This window comes from Aeromonas sp. A35_P (assembly GCF_002259925.1).
Lineage (GTDB): Bacteria > Pseudomonadota > Gammaproteobacteria > Enterobacterales > Aeromonadaceae > Aeromonas > Aeromonas dhakensis.
The window spans coordinates 1-16,135 of record NZ_NEVB01000012.1 but is presented as its reverse complement, the minus strand read 5'-3'; the positions used below and the strand labels follow the sequence as shown (position 1 = coordinate 16,135).

Here is a 16,135-nt window from a genome sequence, read left to right as displayed (position 1 = left end):
AAACCTGTTGTCAATGTGATCTATTTCTCATTTCTATTATTTGTATTCAAATGTAACAATCCGCCCTACCTGAAAAGTGATGGTATTGACGATGAATTTCTTTAATCGGCGTTAAAGTAATCAATGAATCAATTATTTTGTAACTCACTTTCAGTTTTTCATGATGCCCTTCAGCCGCAGAGCCGACGCATCAGCCACTCCAGCGGGCCTCGCTCGAAGCGCTGACTCCAGAGATTGGCAAACAGCAGGGCCGCCAGGGCGAAGAGGCTGGCGGCCAGCACCACCTCGGGCAGATCCTGCCCCTGCAGCCAGCCGATGGCCTCCAGCATCCCCATGCCGAGCATGATGTGGGCCAGATAGAGGGTCAGGGTCTGCCGGCCGACCGGCAGCCATACTCGCCACCAGCGGGCCTCGGGCAGGGTACGGCTCAGCCAGAGGCAGAGGGCGATCAGGGTGCTGGCCGCGCCCATGCCGAACAGCAGGTAGAGCGGCGCCGGGGGAATGGGCTGGGTAGCCAGCAGCGGCGCCAGCTCTGGATTCGGCAAGAGGGTCGACAACCAGAGCGACAGCCCCCTGGCCAGCGCCATGGCACTCACCCCGCCGGCCAGCAGCCAGCGCTGGGTGAGCTGATTGGCCAGAGATTGGCGGCTCAGCCAGAGGCCGTAGAGCAGAAAGCCCAGCCAGGGCACCACAGGGTGCCAGCCGTTGAACAGCAGATTGCGGATGAAGCCGGCCAGGGTCCAGAACTCGGGATAGCTGAAGCTGTGCCACTGCCAGCCCCGATCGTAATCGAGCAGGAACAGCAGGCCCACGAAGCTTGCCGCCAGCAGCGGGATCAGGGCCAGCAGCCAGGGGGAGGGAAGCCGGAGACAGCAGGCCCCCAGCAGAAAGTAGATGGCGTAGTAGTGGATGATGTCGGCCGGAAACACCAGGTAGTTGAGCAGCCCCGCGATCAGCAGAAACAGGGCCCGCCTGGCGGTGTGGGTCATGGCCGCCGACCACGCCAGCTTGCGGGTCGACAGCCCGAGCCCGATACCGGCCAGCACCACGAAGCTGGCGGCGGAGCGCCCCTCCAGCCCATCCAGCAGGGGCTTGAGCCAGGTTGGCCCGCCCGCCAACACCCCCATGGCGATGCGAAAATTTACCAGCACCATGCCGAGCAGGGCCATGGCGCGGGCCAGATCCAGCCCTTCCAGTCGATTGTGCGGGGCAGTCATGGGAGCGACTCCTTTGGTGATCTGCGGGTCAGCGGGCCGGGCCCAACAGCTGCTCCAGCAGGGACGGCAACCTTTGCTCCACCGGCGCCAGCTCTGGATGCAGGGCCAGGGCGTGGCGCAGGGCCTGCCCTTCCAGCGCGTCCAGCAGCAGCTGGGCGGTGAGATCCGGCAGCAGGTGGGCGGCCAGCTCCCCCGCCTGCTGGCCACGGCGCACCGTCGCCGCCAGGGCATCGCACAGCTGGCGCTGGTTGCTGGCGAAGGTGGCTGCCATTTCCGGATGGCGGGTCAGCTCGGCCAGGATCTCGGTGCCGAGCAGCAGGTTCTCCGGGGTCAGCGACCAGGCGAGGTAGCCGGCGGCGAAGCGGGCCAGCGCCGCCCGGGCCGGCCCCTGGACCAGCTTATCCAGCAGGGGTTGCAGCTCGGCCGCCTCCAGCGAGGCGATCAGGGCGATCAGCTCCTCCTTGCGGGCGAAGTGGTTGTAGAGGTTGCCAAGGCTCACCCCGGCGGCGGCGGCGATGTCGCGCATGCCGGTCTGGTGGAAGCCCCGCTCGATAAAGCAGCCGAGCGCCGCCAGGATGATCTGCTCGCGCCGCTGCTCCAGCCGCAGGTTGTGGGTGGTCATGGGGATGCCTCTTGCCTGAAAACCTTTCATGAGCGAACGTTCGTTCATTTGCGGATTCACTCTATGCCCCTGACGAGCCACTGGCAAGCTCGGAGCGTACAAAAAGTGATCTGCTGACCAGGCGGGCGGCATGACCCAATAAAAAAGCCCGCAGGGTGCGGGCTTTTGCAAGGAGGAGAGACCTGGCTTATTCGGCCTTGGGAGCTTCCGCAGCCGGTGCGGCCTCGGCTTCGCTGACCGGAGCGACCGGCGCCGGGCCAGGTACCAGCTCCACCGCCGGCTTGGCGATGAGGGAGCGGGTCTCTTCCACCGCCTCGGTCAGCTTGACCTCGATGATCTGGCCGAGCTCGTAGACCACCTCGGTCTTGTCCAGATAGACGCGGCCGTTGTCCCAGTTGCACTCCAGCCGCTCCTTGTTGTCGAGGATATGGCGGGCGGGCATGAACACCACGGCACCGTTCTCCTGCAGGCGCAGCTTGAGGCCGGCACGCATCACGTCGATGATCTCGGCGTTGAACACCTTGTCGGTACCCGCATCGGCCTTCAGGTAGCGCACATAGAGCCAGTCGCCGATGTCGCGCTCCACCATGCGGTGCAGGCGGCGGCAGGCGGTCAGGTGCTCGGTGAGCTCCAGGCTCGGACGCTCGCCCGGGGTCTTGCCGGCGATGACGGCTTTCAGCAGGCGATGGTTGACCATGTCGCCGTATTTGCGGATCGGTGAGGTCCAGGTGGCATAGGCATCCAGCCCCAGGCCGTAGTGGGCGCCCGGCTCGGCGGACATCAGCGCATAGCTCTGGAAGCGGCGGATCTTGCCGTCCAGCCAGCGAGTGTCCAGGCTGTCGATCCAGCGGCGCAGGGCGCAGAAGCCGGACAGGCTGGCGATCTCTTCCTTCTCGAACGGGGCCTCGGCGCTTTTTAGCAGGTCGATGGCGCCGTCGAGGGACTCCTCATCAAAGCCGGTGTGGACGTTGAAGATGCCGTAGCCGACGCTCTTGCCCAGCACGCGGCCGGCACAGATGTTGGCGGCGATCATCGACTCTTCCACCATGCGGTTGGCGATGCGGCGCGGCTCGACGTGGATGGCCAGCACAGCGCCGTTCTCGCCCAGCTCGAAGTCGTAGTCGGGGCGGTCCGGGAACACCAGGGCGTGTTCGGTGCGCCACTTGATGCGCGCTTCCGTCATCGCCTTCATTAGCGGCAGCTGGGCCAGCACGCCAGCGTCGATATCCAGCGCTTTGCCGTGTTCGGCCCAGTCGGAGACGTCGTCATAGTTGAGACGGGCGTGGGAGCAGATGCGGGCGGCGAAGAACTCGGTCTCCTCCAGCAGCAGGCCATCCTCGGCGATCAGCAGGCGGGCGCACAGGGTGTTGCGCTCCTCGCCCTCTTTCAGGGAGCAGAGTTCGTCGGAGAGGGTGCGCGGGATCATCGGCACGTTGCGGCCCGGCATGTAGACGGTGAAGGCGCGTTGGGCGGCCTCCTTGTCCAGCTCGCTCCCTTCGGCCACATAGGCGGTCGGGTCGGCGATGGCGACCAGCAGTTCCCAGCCGTTGTCCAGCTTGCGGATGGCCAGGGCATCGTCCATGTCCTTGGTCTTGGCGCCGTCGATGGTGAAGAAGGGGGTCGCGGTCAGATCGGTGCGGGGCAGCTCTTCCTCTTCGATCACCTTCCATTCCGGCAGATCCGCCGGCTCGACCTGGGCCAGGTTGTGGCGCGCCAGCACCACCCACCAGGGCACGTTGTGATCTTCCTGGGCGGCGATCTTCTGGGTGATCTCGGCAGAGAAGTTGCCGTCCACCAGGGCGTGGCGCTTGAGGGTGGCGACCACCCAGTCCCCTTCCTTGAACTCTTTCTCGTCCAGACCCTTCTTGACGCGGGCCTTGATGGCGTCCTTGATCAGCGGATGGTCGGCGACCACGTTGAGGCGGTCGCGGAACATCTTGACCCGGGCCACGAAGCGGGTGACGGACTGCTCCAGCAGCTCATCCGGCTCGGCCACTTCCTTCTCTTTCTCGGTGCGGATCAGGGCGGTCACCCGGTCACCGTGCATCACCTTCTTCATGTAGGGAGGCGGTACGAAATAGCTGGTCTTCTCATCGACCTCCAGAAAGCCGAAGCCCCGATCGGAGGCGCGGATCACACCCTCTTTCTTGGGGATGTTTTCGCGGATTTGTTGCTTGAGCTGGGCCAGCAGCGGATTGTCTTGGAACATAAATGGGGAACCTGAGTGGAGACCTGGTGGTTAATCGCCCAGCACTATACGTTTTTACCCCTCCAAAGCCAAGGTGAATGGCCCTGTCAGGGGCGTTGCAGCGCCCGGCGACCCTGCTCGATCAGGCGCTGGGATATCTGTTTGTGCAGCCCCCGTTCCAGCACCCAGCGGTGCCAGTAGAGTCGCTCGACCAGGTGCTGTTCCGGGTTGAGATCGAGCAATGACCCCTCCGCCAGCTGGTGACGGATCTGCAGTTCCGGGATGAGGCAGCAGGCCAGCCCCTGCTCGGCCATGGCGACGAAGGCCTCGGAGGAGCGCACCGTGTGACAGGGGTAGCCGCCGGGCTCCAGCCCGAAGTGGCGGGCCATGTAGCTGACGTGCATGTCGTCGCGCTGATCGAAGGCCACCGCCGGCGCCTTGGCCAGCGCCGCCAGGGTCAACCCCTGCGGGAAGTGGCGCTCGACGAAGGCGGGGCTGGCGGTCAGCAGATAGCGCATCTCGCCGAGCTCGTCGACGCAGCAGCCAGCCAGTGGCTGGCCGTGCAGGCTGACGGCGCCGAACGCCTGCCCCTCGCGCACCCGATCCAGGGTGCGGCTCTCGTCATCCACCAGCAGGTTGAGCTCGATGGGGTGCTGTTCCAGCAGCGGCGCCAGGGCGGGCAGAAACCAGGTGGCCAGGCTGTCGGCATTGACCGCGATGCTGACCCGGATCGGCGCCTGGGGCTCGGCGGGAGAGAGCTCGCCGGCCAGCTCCAGTTCCAGTTGGCGTACCTGGCGGTAGTGGGCCAGCAGCTTCTGCCCGAGCGGGGTGGCCTGCAGCGGCTGGCCGCGAATGATCAGCGGCTCGGCAAACTGCTGCTCCAGCTGCTTGATGCGCTGGGAGATGGCGGACTGGGTGATGTGCAGGCGCTGGGCGGCGCGCTCGAAGTTCTGCTCCTGCATCACCGCATCCAGCGCCAGCAGCAGCTTGTAGTCCAACGCCTTCATCAGCATTCCTTATCAGTAGGGAGATTGAGAAGGAATGCTACTCAAGTGGTGGCGAGAGAACAACCGGAGGGTACTGAAAATGTCGGCAGCGCAGGCGGGACAAGGGCTGTGGGGTCAAAGCGGGTTTGTCACTGTGAGATGTGACAGTGGTGGTCAAAAGGTATTCAGGAGATACTCTTTTGCGTCCGTTTTTGCATGGGGTGGAAACGGGCCATAGCGAGAACTTTTAATCCCGGGTCTTACCCCGGGATTTTTTTGCGTCACCCTTATTCGGTGACCAGCTCGCGGGCTTCGTCATAGGCACCCTGCAGGGGCTGGCCGACGGCACGGGCGAACCGCTCGTCCAGATGGAAGCGGATCCCCACCCCGCGCACGGCGCCCAGATCCACCGCCTGGCGGTGACCGAGCCGCTCGATGGGCAGGCCGAGACGGCGGAAGATGCGCTCCACCGGCAGGCTGACCACGGCGACCAGCTCACGGATCCCCTTCGCCCTGGCGAAGGCGTAGACCTCGCGGAAGATGACGCAGGTCAGCTCGCTGACCCCGTTGCCCAGGCGCGGCGCCCGTTCGGCATCGATGGCGAGGCGGGTCAGTTCCCACACGTCGTTGCTGCGCGGCGGGGCTTCGCCGGCGAGGGCGGTGGGGAAGATGCTGGGCAGCATGTAATCCTGGGCACAGCTGAGCAGACGGATGCAGCCACACAGGCCTTCTTCGTCCTCAATCAGCACCCAATGGGTGTCCGGGGTATCGAAACTGTCCTGCTCCAGACCACGGTGAGATTCCACATCCCAGCCGAGGCGATCGGAGAAGACGCGATTGCGAAAGCGATAAAGCTCGTTTTCTACCTCCCATCTGGGGTGTTCTTTTAATTTTCCTTTGAAAACAAGCATTCAGATGTCTCCATTTCAGTGTTCGGCGCTATAATCGAGGCCCTGGCCAGGGGGGCTAGCCTATGAAACAAGACCAACTGCTTGAGTACCTCGAACATTTCACTTCGGTAACGGACGGGGATCGTCTGGCCGAGTTGATCGGTCGGTTCACGCTCGGTATGGGTTACGACTACTACCGGTTTGCGCTGATCATTCCCATGTCGATGCAAAGACCCAAGGTGGTGCTGTTCAATCAGTGCCCCGACTCCTGGGTGCAGGCCTATACGGCAAACCATATGCTGGCCTGTGATCCCATCATTCAATTGGCCCGCAAGCAGACCTTGCCCATTTACTGGAACCGGCTGGATGAGCGAGCACGTTTTCTGCAAGAGGGCAGTCTGGACGTGATGGGGTTGGCGGCGGAGTTCGGGCTGCGCAACGGCATCTCGTTTCCGTTGCACGGGGCGGCGGGGGAAAACGGCATACTGTCGTTCATCACCGCCGAGCGGGCATCGAGCGATCTGCTGCTGGAGTCCTCGCCCGTCCTCTCCTGGATGTCCAACTACATCTTCGAGGCGGCGATCCGGATTGTGCGGGTCAGTCTGCGGGACGATGACCCTCAGGAGGCCCTGACTGACCGGGAGACCGAATGCCTGTTCTGGGCCAGTGAAGGGAAAACGTCGAGTGAAATCGCCTGCATCCTGGGGATCACGGAGAGAACCGTGAACTACCACCTCAATCAGGTCACCCGTAAAACGGGGTCGATGAATCGCTACCAGGCCATCGCCAAGGGGGTGAGCAGTGGCATCTTGCTGCCCAATCTCGAGCAGGTCGTGGTCACCAACTTCCCCAAGCTGATGCAATAAAACCCGATGATTCTCGGGGCAGAGTGACTGGCTAACAATTGTCAGATCCTGCAATTGACAGCCATAAGCGGGCTTAACCCATTCTACCTCGAAGGGGTTAGTGCCGGCCTCTTTTCATTAGCAAAACAGATTGCTCAGCAGATTAATGAATTTCTCTAAACATCTGGCCACCTCTTATAGTGCCGTCCAATCACTCTGCTGGACGGTTCATCCATGTTTGCAACCACCCTGCAAGGCTTCACCCTAGGCCTTGCCATGATCATCCCCATCGGTGCCCAGAATGCCTTCGTGCTGAGCCGAGGCATCCACCGCAACCACCATCTGCTGACGGCGACCCTCTGCTGCCTGTGCGATCTCGTGCTGATCGGGATCGGGGTATTTGGCGGCGCCAACCTGCTGGCGGCCAGCCCGATCGGACTGGCCCTGCTGACCTGGGGCGGCGTGCTGTTCCTCGGCTGGTTCGGCGTGCGTTCCCTGCGCAGTGCCTGGCGCGGGCAGGGGGCAGCGCTTGCGGACTCGCCCCAGCTGATGGGAGTCAAGAGCGTGCTGGCCATGACGCTCGGAGTGACCCTGCTCAACCCCCACGTCTACCTGGATACCTTGATGCTGCTCGGCTCCTTCGGCAGCCAGTTTGCCGAGGAGCTGCGCCCCGCCTTCGCGGCGGGGGCCATGCTGGCCTCGCTGGTCTGGTTCTACAGCCTGGCGTTCGGGGCGGCCGCCCTCTCGCCCTGGCTTGCTCGCGGCAGGGTTCAGCAAGCTATTGATACTATTGTTGGTTTCATCATGCTGGGGCTGGCGTTGCAGCTGGCGAGCGGAGCTCTGCTGGCGTCATAGGGCTATTTTTGTGCCGCACCTCATAAAAATTCACCCCGGCTTCATGCGCTGACATATTCGTCTGTTAAATTCCCGTCGCTGGTAAAGCGACACTCTAATAAAAGGGAAAAGACAGTGAATAAATCCATGAAGCTGGGTGCTATTGCAGCCATCGTGCTGTTATCTGCCTGTAGCAATGACAACGACAGCAAGGCGCAACCGGGTGAGGTTGCCCTGCGTCTGATCCAGACCTCCGATATCCACTCCAACGTGCTGGGCTACGACTACTACCAGAACAAGGAGGACCGCAAGTTCGGCCTCTCCCGCACCGCGCTGCTGATCCGCGCGGCCCGCGCCGAAAACCCCAACAACCTGCTGCTCGACAACGGCGATCTGATCCAGGGCACGCCGCTGGCGGACTACATCTTCGAGCAGTCCGGTGCCGGCTACCTCGACAAGCAGGCCCACCCGGTGTTCAAGGCGATGAACGAGCTCGGCTACGATGCCGGCAACCTGGGCAACCACGAGTTCAACTACGGGCTGGATTACCTTACCAAGACCCTGCAGGGGGCCAAGTTCCCCTATGTGAACGCCAACGTGTTCGAGGCGGGCGCCTTCAAGCGCGATGCCAAGGGGCAGATTGACTGGAGTGGCAACAAGTTCACCCCCTACCTGCTGCTGGAGCGCAAGGTGAAGGATGACAAGGGCCAGTTGCAGACCATCAAGGTCGGCATCCTGGGGCTGACCCCGCCGCAGGTGCTGCAGTGGGACAAGCGTCATCTGGAAGGCAAGGTGGTGGTGGCCGACATGGTCGAGACCGCCAACCACTATGTGCCCGAGCTGCGCGCCAAGGGCGCCGACGTGGTCGTCGTTGTTGCCCACACCGGCATCAACGCCAGCAGCTACGAGGCCATGATGGAGAACTCCGCCTGGCACCTGGCCAAGGTGAAGGGGGTGGATGCCCTGATGCTGGGCCACGCCCACAAGAACTTCCCGGGTGACTTCCCGGATCTGCCGGAGGTGGACAACCAGGCCGGTACCCTGAGCGGCATTCCGACCGTGATGCCGGGCTACTGGGGCAACCACCTCGGCATCATCGACCTCAAGCTGGAGCAGGTGGACGGCAAGTGGCAGGTGAAACAGAGCCAGGCCAGCCTGCGCAAGATCGACTCCAGCGAGGGTAGCGCGGTGGATCAGCGGGTGGTGGACCTGGTACAGGCCGACCACGACGCCACCAACCAGTGGCTGGATGAGCCGCTCGGCAAGATCACTTCCTCCATCCACAGCTTCTTCGCCCTGGTGCAGGACGATCCTTCGGTGCAGCTGGTGAGCGATGCCCAGCGCCGCTACGCCGAGCAGCTGCAAAAAGATGGTCTGCTCAAGGAGTCCTACCCCATCCTGTCGGTAGCGGCACCGTTCCGTGGCGGTCGCAACGGCATCAACGACTTCACCTACGTGGCCCAGGGCGACATCTCCCTGCGCAACGTATCCGACCTCTACATCTATCCGAACACCCTGCAGGTGGTCGAGGTGAACGGGGCCACCGTCAAGGAGTGGCTGGAGATGAGTGCCGGCCAGTTCAACCAGATCGACACCGGCAAGGCTGAGGTGCAGTGGTTGGTGAACGAGAAGTTCCCCACCTACAACTTCGACGTGATCGACGGGGTCAACTACGAGGTGGATATTACCCAGCCGGCCCGTTACAACAAGGAAGGGGCCAAGGTCAGCGACGGCCAGCGCATCAGCAGCCTCACCTTCAACGGCCAGCCCATCGATCCGGCCCAGAAGTTCTACGTGGTGACCAACAACTACCGCGCCAGCGGTGGCGGCCACTTCCCGGGTATCGACGGCAGCAACATCGTGCATGAAGATCCCTTCGAGACGCGCGAGATCATCGCCCAGTACCTGAAGGCCCAGTCTGCCGAGAACCCGGCCGGCTTCAGCCCGGCGGCCAACAACAACTGGCACATGAAGGCCCTGCCGGCCAATGTGGACGTGCGGCTCTACTCCTCGCCCCGCGAGGAGGCCAAACAGCTGGCCGGTGCGGATCTGGAGTACAAGTCCACCCTGCCGATGGATGATGCCCAGCACCCTGGCTACGCCATCTTCCGGCTGGTTCGCCAGTAACGTTCGATCGGTATCTATGATAAAAAAAGCCCTCGCACTGCGAGGGCTTTTTCATGGGCGGAGGCCTAGAGGGTTTAGTTGACCACGGCCACGTTGATGGTGCCGTTGCCCTGAGTCATGCGTACCCGGGCGCCCGGTACGAAGGTGGGGCTGGCCTTTTGCACCACCACGATGGATTCGCCGTTCTCTTTCTTGATCTCGAGTTCGACGCCATCCACCTGGTTGAGCTTGTCACCGGCCGCCTTGCCGGCCGCTGCACCCGCGATGGCGCCACCGGCCGCGGCGATGTCGCTGCCGCGCCCGCCGCCAATGGTGCTGCCGAGCAGGCCGCCGACCACGGCGCCGCCTATGGTGCCGATCAGCGAGTTCTCATCGGCCTGGATCTTGACCGGGCGGGTGGAGAGGATGGTGCCGTAGCTGACGGTCTGCACCTGCTTGGCGCGATCCTTGGTGTAGACATCGCCGGAGTAGACATCGCTGTTGGCACAGCCGCTGAGAGTGGTGGCTGTGGTGGTGGCCAACAGGGCGATGAGGGTAATGCGTTTCAACATGATGGGCCTCCTGGGCTGGCATCTAATCTGGTTTGTTCGGTCAGTGATTCAACTCTACGCCAACCGGATTGAGCATGAAACCAGCAAAGTGTAACCAATTATACGGCCCGGCCCCTGCAAACCCCGTCACCGCCGGCTCAGCCGAGCCGTTTTTCCAGCAGCAGGCGATCCTCTCCCGGGCCGAAATAGTCGCGCTCCTCGGCCAGTTGCTGATAACCGAGTCGAAAGTAGAGGCGCTGGGCGGGATTGGCCGGATCCACCGTCAGTCTGACCCGCTCGATCCCCAGCTTTTCCAGTGACTGCTCCACCTGCAGCATCATGCGTTCGGCCAGACCGAAGCCACGCGCCTCCGGCAGCACCGCCAGCGACAGCAACCAGCCCTGCGACCGATCCTGTCCCAGTCCACCCAGGGCATAGCCCAGCAGCTTGCCGTCCAGCTCGGCCACCAGCAGCAGCTCGGGCCACAGATCCATGGCCTGGCGGAAGAAGAAGCCGGGATAGACATCCTCCCCGAACACATTGACGTCGATCTGCCAGATGGCGTGCATGTCGGTGTGAGTGGCGGTGCGCAGCAGGGGCGGGGTGTGGTGCATCAAGACTCCTTCGGTCAATATTGGCGAAAGGTGATGCCCTGGGTCTGTACCTTGCGGTCGCTGCCGCCTCGCCATTGGGCAGGGCGCGCCAGCTCGCGGACATCCAGAGCGGTATAGGCGATATCGTGGTGAAACAGGCTCTCGGCGAGCGACTGGCGCAGTGCGAGCAGGCGCTGATCATCGAGTTGCCAGCCACTGGCAAGCTCGGGCGCGTTCTCGTGGCGGTAGAGCGCGAAGTAGTAATGGAGCCAGCGGGGCGGCAGTTTATGGATCCTGGCCTGGGTCAGCAACTGCCCCGCACTGTATTGCTCGCGGGCACCATACTCTTTGGCCAGGATAGCCGACATCGCCAGATAGCGACGCAGGGCCCGACGCTCACGAAAACGGGTAAACCAGCCCATCTTATCTCCACTGTCAGATGCAGACCGCAGAGGCGGTCCGGACGGGATGGAGTCTACCGGCTGATTCCTGAATCCAGCATGAGTGATCAGGGGGGAAGCGGGCGGCTGTGGGGGCGTCTGGGGGCCTTGCGACGACTGTCCAGCAGGTGGCGCAGGGCCAGCCAGGGGTGATGCCACAGCATGCGCGGGCCGCTCCACTTCATTACCAGCTGGATCTGCTTGCGCATGGCCGGGGCATAGCAGTGGATGTGGCAGTTGGCACAGGTGGGTTTGTGGCCGTGACCATAGCGGCAGCGGCGCAGCCGCTGGTGGGCGAACTCCTGCAACTGCTGGCAGTGCCGGCAGGCGGGATCCTGATGATGGTGGTCGCAGTAGAGGCGGATCATGGCGCTGACCGTCTGCTGCTCCCGCTTGAGCCTGGGGTGCATGGGCGCCTGGTCGGCGCGGGCCGGGCGCGCGGGGTGGGAGTGATGGGTCGTCATGCAGGGCATTGTCCTGACCTGGGGCGGCGGGGTCTTGATACAGGTCAAACCGGCGGGCAAAAAAACAGGGCCCGCGGGCCCTGTTTCATCAGACAACTCTGCTGGTCTGCACTTAGATGAGGCTGGTCGCCTGCTCCAGCCAGGCGAGATCCTCGCCCTCCAGCAGCGGGCTCAGGCGGCGGTAGACCTCGGCGTGGTACTCGTTGATCCAGCGGAACTCGGCAGGGCTCAGCAGGCTGCGATCGATGAGGCGGGTATCGAACGGTACATAGGTCAGCCGCTCGAAGCCCAGCATCGGCAGCTCGCCGATCTGCTCCTGTTCGGTAACCACCACCAGGTTCTCGCAGCGGATGCCGAAGGCATCTTCCCGGTAGTAGCCAGGTTCGTTGGAGAGCACCATGCCCGGCTGCAGGGCCACCAGGCTGCCCTTGGGGGCGATGCGCTGCGGGCCTTCGTGCACGCTCAGGAAGTGGCCGACGCCGTGGCCGGTGCCGTGGTCGTAGTTGTAACCGGCCTGCCACAGCGGCATGCGGGCCAGCACGTCGAGCTGGATGCCGGCGGTGCCGCGCGGGAAGCGGGCCTGATCCAGCGCGATGTGACCCTGCAGTACCCGGGTGAACATCGCCTTGTGCTCGTCGGTCAGCTCACCCACCTTGATGGTGCGGGTGATGTCGGTGGTGCCGTCCAGATACTGGGCGCCGGAGTCCACCAGATAGATGCTGTCCTGACCGAAGGGGCGCGGGGTGCCGTTGGTGTGGCGGTAGTGGCACATGGCGGCGTTGGGGCCGAGCGCCGAGATGGTGTCGAAGCTCGGCTCGACATAGTGATCCTGCGCGCGGCGGAAGGCTTCCAGCTGGTCGGCCAGGGTGCCTTCATCCACGCCGTCGAATTCGCCGCTGGCGATCAGCCGATCCAGCCAGGCCAGGAAGCGGGTGACGGCGACGCCATCGCGCAGATGGGCGGCACGCATGCCGGCCAGCTCCACCTCGTTCTTGCACGCCTTCGGCAGCATGGTCGGGTCCTGACCGGCCACCAGGATGGCGCCCGCCTCTTCCATGATCAGCTGGGTCCAGGCGTTGGCAGTGTTGGGATCGGCCAGCACCTTCTGCTGATCCTCGCCGATGCGCTTGAGCACATCACCCAGCTTGTCGATGGGGTAGACGGAGACATCCTGCCCCACGTGCTGGCTGAAGGCGAAGCAGTCGATCTTGTCGATGTCGACGAAGAAATCCATGGTGGCGTTGGCATAGAGCACCGCAAAGCCCAGCACCACCGGCAGCCGCTCCACGTCGCGGCCACGCAGGTTGAGCAGCCAGTTGATGGGTTCGGCCTGGGTCAGCAGCACCGCATCCAGCCCGCGCTTGCGCAGATCGCTGGCCAGCAGCTCGCGCTTGGCCTGGCTGGACTGGCCCGCCAGCGCCTCGCTGTAGAGGATGGCCGGATTCTTGGTGGGGGCAGGGCGATCGCTCCAGTGCAGGTCGATTGGGTTCTGCTCCACACGCACCAGCTCGATGCCGCGCTCGGTCAGGATCTCTTTGGCGTGTCGATACCAGGCCAGGCTGTGCAGGCGGGCATCGAAGCCGACCCGGGAACCGGCAGGCAGCTGCTCGGCCAGCCACTGCACGTGGGGATCTTCGTTCAGATGGAGAAACTCGAAGAGCTCGGCCGGTGCCTGCATGCGGGCCTGCACCGTGTAACGACCGTCGATGAACAGGGCCGCCCGCTGCGCCAGTACGATGGCGAGGCCGGCGGAGCCGTTGAAACCCGTGATCCAGTCCAGTCGCTCGGCGTAGGCGGGAATGTACTCCCCCAGGTGCTCGTCGTCGTGGGGGACGATGAAGGCGTCCAGCTCCATCATGGCCAGTTCGGCCCTGACCTGGGCGACGCGGGTTTCAATAATCTCGAAATGATTCATGTCGTTAATGCCAGATTGTAGTGATGTGAGTGTTCAGTGGTTGTGGCCGCTGTCCAGGATCCGCTTGACTGACTGGCCAGCCGCCTCGATATGTTGCTTGAGCAGCACCACCGCCTCGTGCTTGCGGCGGGCGCGGCACAACTCCAGCAGCTGGGCGTGCTCCCGCTCCGCCTTGTCGACACCATCGCTGGCGAACAGCAGCTCGAAGCGCACATAGCGGTCACAGCTCAGATTGATCTGGGCGATCAGCTCCAGTGCCTGGGGACGGCCGGCGGCTTGATAGAGGGTGGCGTGAAAACTGTGGTTCAGTTCGGCCCAGCGTTCGATCTGGGTGCCCGACTCGAGGGCCTGGTCGAACTGGGCGAGGATCGCCTGCGCCTTGGCGAAGGTCTCCTCCGTCATCAGGTCGACGGCGTGGAACAGGGTATCGGCTTCCAGCAGGGCTCGCAAATAAAAGAGCTCCTCGATGGCCGCGGCGTCCAGCATGGTGACCACGGCGCCGCGGTGTGCCTCGAACTTCACCAGCCCCTGTGCCTCCAGCTGCATCAGGGCCTCCCGCACCGGAATGCGGCTCACCGCCAGCTCCTTGGCAATGGCGTCCTGGCGCAGGGGCGCGCCGGCGGGAAACTCACCGCGGAGGATCCGGCCACGGAGGTTTTCCATCACCATTTGGGTACGGGTCTTGTAGGGTGGGGTCATGATCGGGTCGCAGGGGAATCGTTACAAAATTGTATATTGTATAAAGTTGGGCTGAATCTAACGCGCAAGGGCCCACAAGGCAAGGTTTGGCGGGAGTCAAACGCCGCGCTCTGCTCAAAAAAATACCGGCCAGCTGGGCTGACCGGTATGAGATTGGTTGTGAACGGGGTCGCTGTTACAGCTGCGGACCCGCCGCTACCAGACGCTTGCCTTCGTCGTTGTCGGTGAAGCGCTCGAAGTTCTTGATAAAGCGCTGGGCCAGATCCTGCGCCTTGGCGTCCCACTCGGCCTTGTTGGCGTAAGTGTCGCGCGGGTCGAGGATCGCCGGGTTCACGTCGTGCAGGGCGGTCGGCACTTCCAGATTGAAGATCGGCAGCACCTTGGTCTCGGCCTTCTCGATGGAGCCATCCAGGATGGCGTCGATGATGGCGCGGGTGTCCTTGATGGAGATGCGCTTGCCGGTGCCGTTCCAGCCGGTGTTGACCAGGTAGGCTTCCGCGCCGGCGGCTTCCATCCGCTTCACCAGCTCCTGACCGTACTTGGTCGGGTGCAGGGAGAGGAAGGCTGCGCCGAAGCAGGAGGAGAAGGTCGGGGTCGGCTCAGTGATGCCGCGCTCGGTACCGGCCAGCTTGGCGGTGAAGCCGGACAGGAAGTGGTACTTGGTCTGCTCCTTGGTCAGCTTGGAGACCGGGGGCAGCACACCGAAGGCGTCGGCGGTCAGGAAGATCACCTTGGTGGCGTGACCCGCCTTGGAGACCGGCTTGACGATGTTCTCGATGTGATAGATGGGGTAGGAGACCCGGGTGTTCTCGGTCTTGGAGCCATCGTCGAAGTCGATGGTGCCGTCGGCCGCCACGGTCACGTTCTCCAGCAGCGCATCGCGACGGATGGCGTTGTAGATGTCCGGCTCGGCTTCCTTGGAGAGCTTGATGGTCTTGGCGTAGCAGCCCCCTTCGAAGTTGAACACGCCGTCGTCGTCCCAGCCATGCTCGTCATCGCCGATCAGCTGACGCTTGGGATCGGTGGAGAGGGTGGTCTTGCCGGTACCGGAGAGGCCGAAGAAGATGGCAACGTCGCCGTCCTGACCCACGTTGGCGGAGCAGTGCATGGAGGCGATGCCGCGCAGGGGCAGGAAGTAGTTCATCATGGAGAACATCCCTTTTTTCATCTCGCCACCGTACCAGGTGCCGCCGATGAGCTGGATCTTCTCGGTCAGGTTGAAGGCGACGAAGTTCTCGGAGTTGAGACCCTGCTCCTTCCAGTTCGGGTTGGTGCACTTGGCACCGTTCATCACCACGAAGTCCGGTTTGAAGGTTTTCAGCTCTTCATCGCTCGGGCGAATGAACATGTTTTTCACGAAGTGAGCCTGCCAGGCCACCTCGGTGATGATGCGCACGGCCAGGCGGGTGTCCGGGTTGGCACCGCAGAAGCCGTCCACCACGAACAGGCGCTTGCCGGAGAGCTGCTTGGTCACCAGGGATTTCAGATGTGACCACACTTCCGGGCTGATGGCTTTGTTATCGTTTTTACCCTGGTCAGACCACCACACAGTATTCTGGGTAGTGGCGTCTTTGACGATATATTTATCTTTCGGGGAGCGGCCGGTGAAGATGCCGGTATTGACATTGACGGCCCCCAGTTCGGTCACCACGCCGCGCTCGAACCCTTCCAGGTCGGCACGAGTCTCTTCCGCGAACAGCTGGTCGTAGGAAGGGTTGCGCAGGATTTCAGTGGAGTTCTTGATACCGTACTGGTCCAGTCCTAATTGTTGGGCCAGGGTGGGTT

15 protein-coding genes are annotated in these 16,135 nt (G+C 63.1%); 3 read left to right on the top strand and 12 right to left on the bottom strand.

Features of this window, described 5'->3' with window-relative positions; translation table 11 throughout:
• Positions 1-170: 170 nt before the first annotated feature.
• The 5 genes from CAK78_RS01215 to CAK78_RS01195 form a co-directional block, all read right to left on the bottom strand.
• A complete protein-coding gene (locus CAK78_RS01215; protein ID WP_094696107.1) occupies positions 171-1,217 on the bottom strand; it encodes a DUF418 domain-containing protein in 1,047 nt (348 codons plus the stop codon).
• A gap of 28 nt (positions 1,218-1,245) precedes the next feature.
• Entirely contained in the window at positions 1,246-1,839 is a 594-nt protein-coding gene (locus CAK78_RS01210; RefSeq protein WP_176452628.1) for a TetR/AcrR family transcriptional regulator, read from the bottom strand.
• Positions 1,840-2,026: 187 nt separating this feature from the next.
• A complete protein-coding gene (locus CAK78_RS01205) occupies positions 2,027-4,048 on the bottom strand; it encodes an exoribonuclease II (RefSeq protein ID WP_042008632.1) in 2,022 nt (673 codons plus the stop codon).
• Between the two features lie 86 nt (positions 4,049-4,134).
• Positions 4,135-5,034 (bottom strand): LysR family transcriptional regulator ArgP, encoded by a 900-nt coding sequence (locus CAK78_RS01200; protein WP_094696105.1) that lies wholly within the window; start codon positions 5,032-5,034, stop codon positions 4,135-4,137.
• A 266-nt stretch (positions 5,035-5,300) separates the two neighbouring features.
• Positions 5,301-5,924, bottom strand: a complete 624-nt coding sequence (locus CAK78_RS01195; protein ID WP_017765215.1) for an acyl-homoserine-lactone synthase — start codon at positions 5,922-5,924, stop codon at positions 5,301-5,303.
• Positions 5,925-5,986: 62 nt separating this feature from the next.
• Between CAK78_RS01195 and CAK78_RS01190 the strand changes: the two genes are divergently transcribed.
• The 3 genes from CAK78_RS01190 (at position 5,987) to CAK78_RS01180 (ending at position 9,709) form a co-directional block, all read left to right on the top strand.
• Positions 5,987-6,769, top strand: a complete 783-nt coding sequence (locus CAK78_RS01190) for a LuxR family transcriptional regulator (protein ID WP_005308457.1) — start codon at positions 5,987-5,989, stop codon at positions 6,767-6,769.
• 213 nt (positions 6,770-6,982) lie between these two features.
• Positions 6,983-7,603, top strand: a complete 621-nt coding sequence (lysE, locus tag CAK78_RS01185; protein WP_094696104.1) for an L-lysine exporter — start codon at positions 6,983-6,985, stop codon at positions 7,601-7,603.
• A gap of 126 nt (positions 7,604-7,729) precedes the next feature.
• A complete protein-coding gene (locus CAK78_RS01180) occupies positions 7,730-9,709 on the top strand; it encodes a bifunctional 2',3'-cyclic-nucleotide 2'-phosphodiesterase/3'-nucleotidase (RefSeq protein WP_176452629.1) in 1,980 nt (659 codons plus the stop codon).
• Positions 9,710-9,783: 74 nt separating this feature from the next.
• Here the strand turns inward: CAK78_RS01180 and CAK78_RS01175 are convergent, their stop codons facing one another.
• The 7 genes from CAK78_RS01175 to pckA form a co-directional block, all read right to left on the bottom strand.
• Positions 9,784-10,260: a glycine zipper 2TM domain-containing protein gene (locus CAK78_RS01175; protein ID WP_005308463.1), complete on the bottom strand. Its 477-nt coding sequence runs from the start codon at positions 10,258-10,260 to the stop codon at positions 9,784-9,786.
• Between the two features lie 137 nt (positions 10,261-10,397).
• Positions 10,398-10,853 (bottom strand): GNAT family N-acetyltransferase, encoded by a 456-nt coding sequence (locus CAK78_RS01170; protein WP_094696102.1) that lies wholly within the window; start codon positions 10,851-10,853, stop codon positions 10,398-10,400.
• A 14-nt stretch (positions 10,854-10,867) separates the two neighbouring features.
• The gene (locus CAK78_RS01165) at positions 10,868-11,254 is read right to left on the bottom strand and encodes a DUF6559 family protein (RefSeq protein ID WP_094696101.1); all 387 of its coding nucleotides are present in this window, start codon (positions 11,252-11,254) and stop codon (positions 10,868-10,870) included.
• Between the two features lie 86 nt (positions 11,255-11,340).
• Positions 11,341-11,736, bottom strand: a complete 396-nt coding sequence (locus tag CAK78_RS01160; protein WP_176452627.1) for a nitrous oxide-stimulated promoter family protein — start codon at positions 11,734-11,736, stop codon at positions 11,341-11,343.
• A gap of 112 nt (positions 11,737-11,848) precedes the next feature.
• Positions 11,849-13,651, bottom strand: coding sequence for an aminopeptidase P family protein (locus CAK78_RS01155; protein WP_094696099.1), 1,803 nt, complete (start codon positions 13,649-13,651; stop codon positions 11,849-11,851).
• Between the two features lie 33 nt (positions 13,652-13,684).
• A complete protein-coding gene (locus CAK78_RS01150; protein WP_094696098.1) occupies positions 13,685-14,350 on the bottom strand; it encodes a GntR family transcriptional regulator in 666 nt (221 codons plus the stop codon).
• A 175-nt stretch (positions 14,351-14,525) separates the two neighbouring features.
• Positions 14,526-16,135: phosphoenolpyruvate carboxykinase (ATP) (gene pckA / locus CAK78_RS01145; RefSeq protein ID WP_254924668.1), on the bottom strand; the 1,610-nt coding region annotated here is incomplete at its 5' end.